Origin of the sequence: Polaribacter sp. KT 15 (assembly GCF_900143115.1) — a bacterium.
GTDB lineage: Bacteria > Bacteroidota > Bacteroidia > Flavobacteriales > Flavobacteriaceae > Polaribacter > Polaribacter marinaquae.
In genome coordinates this window covers 310,464-317,500 of sequence record NZ_LT670850.1, presented here as the reverse complement: position 1 = coordinate 317,500, position 7,037 = coordinate 310,464, and the positions used below count along the sequence as shown (strand labels likewise).

Annotated in this window: 6 protein-coding genes (1 of these 6 only partly in view); 5 read left to right on the top strand and 1 reads right to left on the bottom strand. The window is 30.7% G+C overall.

Annotated features, from left to right (window positions below; genetic code table 11):
* Positions 1–211: the 3' portion of a (d)CMP kinase gene (gene cmk, locus B5464_RS01515; RefSeq protein ID WP_079736914.1), read on the top strand. It extends 479 nt beyond the left edge of the window; 211 of the gene's 690 nt are visible here — the last part of the coding sequence; the start codon falls outside the window, past its left edge; its stop codon occupies positions 209–211.
* A gap of 130 nt (positions 212–341) precedes the next feature.
* Here the strand turns inward: cmk and B5464_RS01510 are convergent, their stop codons facing one another.
* Complete coding sequence (locus B5464_RS01510) at positions 342–971, bottom strand: 7-carboxy-7-deazaguanine synthase QueE (protein WP_079736913.1); 630 nt, start codon at positions 969–971, stop codon at positions 342–344.
* Positions 972–1,213: 242 nt separating this feature from the next.
* On the opposite strand from B5464_RS01510, the gene rpsA reads away from it, so the two are divergent.
* The 4 genes from rpsA (at position 1,214) to B5464_RS01490 (ending at position 7,037) form a co-directional block, all read left to right on the top strand.
* Positions 1,214–3,031, top strand: a complete 1,818-nt coding sequence (gene rpsA, locus B5464_RS01505) for a 30S ribosomal protein S1 (protein WP_079736912.1) — start codon at positions 1,214–1,216, stop codon at positions 3,029–3,031.
* A 279-nt stretch (positions 3,032–3,310) separates the two neighbouring features.
* A complete protein-coding gene (gene glmM / locus B5464_RS01500; protein WP_079736911.1) occupies positions 3,311–4,699 on the top strand; it encodes a phosphoglucosamine mutase in 1,389 nt (462 codons plus the stop codon).
* 11 nt (positions 4,700–4,710) lie between these two features.
* Entirely contained in the window at positions 4,711–5,559 is an 849-nt protein-coding gene (locus B5464_RS01495; protein ID WP_231963627.1) for a hypothetical protein, read from the top strand.
* 11 nt (positions 5,560–5,570) lie between these two features.
* Complete coding sequence (locus B5464_RS01490) at positions 5,571–7,037, top strand: aminotransferase class V-fold PLP-dependent enzyme (RefSeq protein ID WP_079736910.1); 1,467 nt, start codon at positions 5,571–5,573, stop codon at positions 7,035–7,037.

Sequence of the window (7,037 nt, the reverse complement as noted above, 5' to 3'; positions counted from 1 at the left end):
TAGAAGATATAAAGAATTAATTGATAGAGGAGATAAAGTAAATTATGATGAAATTCTATTTAATGTTCAAGAACGAGATAGAATAGATTCGACTAGAGAAGATTCTCCTTTATTAAAAGCTGATGATGCAATAGAATTTGATAATTCTGATATGGGAATAAATGAACAATTTGAGAGAATATGTACATTGATAGACAGTAAACTATCTTAAATTAATCTTTTTATTTGATAAGTTTAGCCCTGATTGAAGCATTTGTTTGAGCTCTTTTTAGAGGTACGATAAAAAAGCGAGTGCGGAAAGCAGGAAATAGCTTCTAAAAAAAATATAAAATACCTGAATATTATGGAATATTCAGGTATTTGTGTGTTTGAAGAGAAATTTTCCATTTCGGATTCTTCATTACGTAATCTACTATTAACTCAGTCATTTTTTCTTTTTTACTCCATTCTGGTTGTAAAAATAACTGACATTTATCTGAAACTTTAGCCGCTTGCTGTTCTGCAAAATCAAAATCTGATTTGTTATGAATAATCATTTTAAGTTCATCTGCTTCAGGATAACACTCATCTAAAGGTAATTTTGTTTTCTTAGGAGACAGACAAAACCAGTCCCATTTTCCAGAAAAGGAATATGCACCAGAGGTTTCTATGTGTGTTTTTATATTATTTTTTTGTAATAAATCTGTAATATAATCCATAGACCACATTAAAGGTTCACCACCAGTAATTACAACCGTTTTAGCGTATTTTTTAACATTGTCTACTATTTTATCTGCTAATGTTGGTGGGTGCAATTCTGCATTCCAACTTTCTTTAACATCGCACCAATGGCAACCTACATCGCAACCCCCAACTCTAATAAAATATGCGGCTGTACCAGTGTGAGCGCCTTCACCTTGTATTGTATAAAATTCTTCCATTAGAGGAAGCATTATACCTTTGTTTACTAAATCTTTTGTATTTTTATCCATCTTCATTAAAATCTACCATAACGGTTTAAGTTTGCAAAGGTAGTTTTTTGTAATTCAAGAATAAAAAGAATAATAAATTAATTCTAAACGCTTAATTATCAAAACATTTTTGTAAATTTGCACTCCTTTTTACGAGAACAGATTTAGAAAAGGAATTAAAAAAACAATTTATAAAAACAACTCTTTGCGTTTACGTCGTTAGAAATCTGTAAAACAATAAGATACAAAATTATTTTAGACACATGTCTGAAGAAACAAAAAACACTGAAGAGCAGGTAGCTGCAACTGAAGTACAAGAAACAGCAACTCCTGCTGTAGATCCTAAACAATTTTTAGCTGATTTTAACTGGCACAAGTACGAACAAGGTATTGAAGCTGTTGATGAAGATAAATTAAAAGCATTTGAAACTGCTTTAGAAGGAACTGTTGGATTTGTAAATGAGCGTGATGTAATTGAAGGAACTGTAATTAGAATTACAGATAGAGATGCAATTATAGACATCAACTCTAAATCTGAAGGAGTTATCTCTTTAAACGAATTCCGTTACAACCAAGGTTTATCAGAAGGAGATAAAGTAGAAGTATTAGTTGACAAAAGAGAAGATTCTTCTGGTCAGTTAGTATTATCTCACAAAAAAGCAAGAGTAATTAAAGCATGGGAACGTGTAAACAATGCTCATGAAACTGGTGAAGTAGTTAACGGTTTTGTTAAGTGTAGAACTAGAGGTGGTATGATTGTAGATGTTTTCGGTATCGAAGCATTCTTACCAGGATCTCAAATTGATGTTAAGCCAATTAGAGATTACGATCAATACGTAGAGAAAACTATGGAATTCAAAGTTGTGAAAATCAACCACGAATTTAAAAACGTTGTTGTATCTCATAAAGCTCTTATTGAAGCTGATATTGAATTACAGAAAAAAGAAATCATTGGTCAGTTAGAAAAAGGACAAGTATTAGAAGGTATTGTTAAAAATATTACTTCTTATGGTGTATTTGTTGATTTAGGTGGTGTTGATGGTTTAGTACATATTACAGATTTATCTTGGTCTAGAATTAACCACCCGAATGAGGTTGTTGAATTAGATCAAAAATTAAACGTTGTAATTTTAGACTTTGATGATAACAAATCTAGAATCCAATTAGGATTAAAACAATTATCTGCGCATCCTTGGGAAGCTTTAGATACTGACTTAAAAGTTGGTGATAAAGTAACTGGAGAAGTTGTAGTAATTGCAGATTATGGTGCATTTGTAGAAGTAGAACAAGGAGTAGAAGGATTAATTCACGTTTCTGAAATGTCTTGGTCAACTCACTTACGTTCTGCACAAGACTTCGTAAAAGTTGGTGATAAAGTAGAAGCGCAAGTTTTAACTTTAGATAGAGAAGACAGAAAAATGTCTCTTGGTATCAAGCAATTACACCCAGATCCTTGGACAGATATTACAACTAAATTCCCAGTAGGTTCTACTCATACAGGTACTGTAAGAAATTACACTAACTTTGGTGTTTTCGTAGAATTAGAAGAAGGAATTGATGGTTTAGTATATATTTCTGACTTATCTTGGACTAAGAAAATTAAGCATCCATCAGACTTTGTTACTGTTGGAGACAAGTTAGAAGTACAAGTATTAGAATTAGATGTAGAGAACAGAAAGTTAAACTTAGGTCATAAGCAAACTCAAGATAACCCTTGGGATGCTCACGAAGCTACGTATGCAATCGGTTCTACACACGAAGGAACAATCAAAGAAAAGAATGATAAAGGAGCAGTTGTAACTTTTGCTGATGGAGTAGAAGGTTTTGCACCAACAAGATTCTTAGAAAAAGAAGATGGTTCTAAATTAGGAAAAGGAGATACAATCGAATTTGTAGTTTTAGAATTTTCTAAAGAATACAGAAGAGTTGTAGTTTCTCATACTTCTATCTTTAGAGAAGAAGAAAAGAGAAATGTAAAAGCAGCAGTTAAAAAATCTGCAGACGCAGAAAAAACTACACTTGGAGACATAGGTGGTTTAGCAGCTCTTAAAAAGAAAATGGAAGCTGGTAACAAAAAGTAATCTTACTTTTTAACAAGCCGATATTTATCATATCTAAAAGCCGATGCAGTTTTGCATCGGCTTTTTTATTTCTATTATTTGGGCGTTACCTTTTAGGTCGGGCTTTACGCACTCGCTTTTTGTTTATACTTCACAAAAGAGCTCAAACAAATGCTACAATCCCTAACGCAACTATTTGCTAGCCAATTCTAAAGTATAAAGTCAGTACATGTTAATTTATTTTAGATAACCATTTAATAAATTTATCTTTGTGTATCTAAAATAAAGACAAGAAATATAATGACACTTATAAAATCAATATCAGGTATTAGAGGAACAATTGGCGGTAAAACTGCAGACAATTTAACCCCAATAGACACAGTAAAATTTGCATCAGCTTACGGTGCTTTTATCAAAAACAGAAATCCTAATAAAGATAAAATAACTGTTGTAATTGGTAGAGATGCCCGTATTTCTGGAAAAATGATTTCTAGTTTGGTTGCAAATACTTTAGTTGGTTTAGGTATAAACGTTGTAGATTTAGGTTTGTCTACTACACCAACAGTAGAAGTTGCTGTACCTTTAGAAAATGCAGAAGGTGGTATAATTTTAACAGCTTCACATAACCCGAAACAATGGAATGCCTTAAAATTATTAAATGAAAAAGGTGAGTTCTTAAATGGATCTGAAGGAGAAAAAATTTTAGCATTAGCAGAAAGTGAAGATTTTGAGTTTGCAGATGTTGATGATTTAGGAGTATATTCTAAAGATGCTTCTTATTTAGAGAAGCACATTCAAGAAGTTTTAAATTTAGAATTGGTAGATGTAGAGGCTATTAAAAAAGCAAATTTTAAAGTTGTTGTAGATGGTGTTAATTCTACCGGAGGAATTTTTATACCAGCTTTATTAAAAGAGTTAAATGTAGAATGCGTAGAATTATATTGTACACCAAACGGACAATTTCCGCATAATCCGGAACCTTTAAAAGAGCATTTAACAGACATTTCTAATCTAGTTGTAAAAGAAAAAGCAGATTTTGGTATTGTTGTAGATCCAGATGTAGATAGATTAGCTTTAATTTCTGAAGATGGTTCTATGTTCGGTGAAGAATATACTTTAGTAGCTTGTGCCGATTATGTTTTAGGAAAACTAGGTGGCGGAAATACAGTTTCTAACTTATCATCTTCTAGAGCTTTAAGAGATGTTACAGAAAAACATGGCGGAACTTATACAGCATCTGCTGTTGGTGAAGTAAATGTTGTAATAAAAATGAAAGAAACTAACACTGTAATTGGTGGAGAAGGTAATGGAGGAATTATTTATCCGGCATCTCATTATGGTAGAGATTCTTTAGTTGGTGTTGCACTTTTTTTAAGTCATTTAGCAAATAATAAAATGTCTTGTAAAGAACTAAGAGATTCTTATCCAAGTTATTTTATGAGTAAAAATAAAATTCAATTAACGCCAGAAATTAATGTTGATGCTATTTTAGAAACAATGGCAACAACTTATAAAGATGAAGATGTAAATACTATAGATGGTGTAAAAATAGATTTTGCTGATGAATGGATTCATTTAAGAAAATCTAATACAGAGCCTATTATTAGAATTTATACGGAAGCTAAATCTCAAGCAGCAGCAGATAATTTAGCAGAGAGATTTATAAAAGAAATTAAAGCAATTATTTAAAATAATTTAGATTGAAAAAAAACATTTTAGTTTTAGCGATACTTTTATTTAGTTCGCTTACTGTTTTAGGACAACAAAATAAAAAGTTTTCTAAGAAAAATAAGGTAGTAAATAAAGGTAAGTTTTTTGTTTATTGGGGATGGAATTGGTCTAGTTACACAGATTCTGATATCCGTTTTAAAGGTAAAGATTATGATTTTACTTTAACTGATGTTAAGGCACAAGATAGACCAACTAAGTTTTCTGTAAATAATTATTTTAACCCTGGTAATATTACAATTCCTCAGAATAACTATAGAATTGGTTATTTTTTTAAAGAAAACTATACAATTTCCATTGGTGTAGATCACATGAAATATGTGGTTAACAACGATCAAAATGTAACTATAAATGGTAATATTAATATTGGAAATGCAAAATATGATGGTACCTATAACAATCAGAATATACAATTAACAGAAGATTTTTTAAGATTTGAGCACACAGATGGTTTAAATTATGTAAATGTAGAAGTTAAAAGATTTGATAACATAGACCATTGGTTCGGATTAGATTTAAAAAACCTTCAAATAAATTTAACTGAAGGAATTGGAGTAGGAGGTTTGTATCCTAGAACAGATACATCGCTTTTAGGTAAAGAAAGACATGATAACTTTCATTTATCTGGTTGGGGAGTTTCTGTTGGTGCCGGATTAAATATTACATTTTTAAAGCATTTTTATATTCAATCAGATTATAAAATTGGTTATATAAACATGCCAGATATTAAAACATCTTTAAGTTCTGCAGATTCTGCCTCTCAAAGTTTTTATTTTTTCGAGAATAATATATTAATAGGGGGAAGATTCAGAATTTTTTAAAACAGTTTACAATGAATTTAGAAGCATATTTTGATAAGTTTAGAAAAAATATAGTTGGTATAAACCAAAAATTTGAATCTCCTTATGGTTTGCAAAATCTAATTTACACAGATTGGACGGCTAGCGGTAGATTATATCATCCTATAGAAGAAAAATTGTTACATAAGTTTGGACCATTTGTTGCAAATACGCACACAGAAACTTCTACTTCTGGTGCAGCAATGACTTTAGCTTATCACGAAGCTAGAAAAATTATTAAACGTCATGTTAACGCAAATGAAAACGATGTTTTAATAACTTCGGGTTCTGGTATGACAGGAGTTGTAAATAAGTTTCAAAGAATTCTAGGACTAAAAGTATCTGAAAGTTTAAAAAATTATACAGAATTACCAGAAGAAATAAGACCTATAGTTTTTATTTCTCATATGGAACATCATTCTAATCAAACCTCTTGGTTAGAAACTATTGCAGATGTAGAAGTTGTACCTTGTAATAATGAAGGTTTAGTTTGTTTAGAAAGTTTTGAAAAAAGTATAAAAAAACACGAACACAGAAAAATTAAAATAGCTTCTATAACTTCTTGTTCTAATGTAACTGGTATAAAAACCGATTATCATAAAGTAGCAAAATTGATTCATAGTTATAATGGTTTATGTTTTGTAGATTTTGCTTGTTGTGCACCTTATGTAGATATAAACATGCATCCAGAAGCAGAAGATGAATATTTAGATGCTGTTTTCTTTTCTCCTCATAAATTTTTAGGAGGACCAGGAAGTTCTGGCGTATTAATTTTTAATAAAAGTTTGTATAAGAACACAATACCTGATAACCCAGGTGGCGGAACGGTAAGTTATACAAATCCTTGGGGACAACATGATTATTTTGATGATGTAGAAACAAGAGAGGATGGCGGAACACCTGCTTTTTTGCAAACAATTAGAATCGCACTTTCAATTCAGTTGAAAGAAGAAATGGGAACCGATAAAATTAAAGCAAGAGAAGACGAAATTAATAAAGTTGTTTTTAAAACTTTAGAGAGTTTAAACGGAGTAAAAATTTTAGCACCTAACCATAAAGACAGATTAAGTATTTTTTCTTTTTATTTCGAAAAATATCATTTTAATCTCGTAGTAAAGCTTTTAAATGATCGCTTTGGAATACAAACAAGAGGTGGATGTTCTTGTGCAGGAACTTATGGTCATTATTTGTTAAATGTTGACCAAGAAACTTCTAATAGAATTAAAGACGAAATTTTACATGGTTGTAATACTCAAAAACCAGGTTGGGTTCGTCTCTCTGTGCACCCAACAATAACAAATAAAGAATTAGAATTTGTTTGTAATTCTTTAAAAGAACTGTCTGTAAACATAGAAGAATGGGCTAAAGATTATGAATATGATAGCTTAAAGAATGATTATTCACATAAATCTGTTACACCAATAGAACAAAACTTAGTTAAAGAGTGGTTTAACTTATAG

Coding starts and splice junctions, on each gene's coding strand:
- B5464_RS01510 (WP_079736913.1), bottom strand. CDS start 971: ATGGATAAAAATACAAAAGATTTAGTAAACAAAGGTATAATGCTTCCT.
- rpsA (WP_079736912.1), top strand. CDS start 1,214: ATGTCTGAAGAAACAAAAAACACTGAAGAGCAGGTAGCTGCAACTGAA.
- glmM (WP_079736911.1), top strand. CDS start 3,311: ATGACACTTATAAAATCAATATCAGGTATTAGAGGAACAATTGGCGGT.
- B5464_RS01490 (WP_079736910.1), top strand. CDS start 5,571: ATGAATTTAGAAGCATATTTTGATAAGTTTAGAAAAAATATAGTTGGT.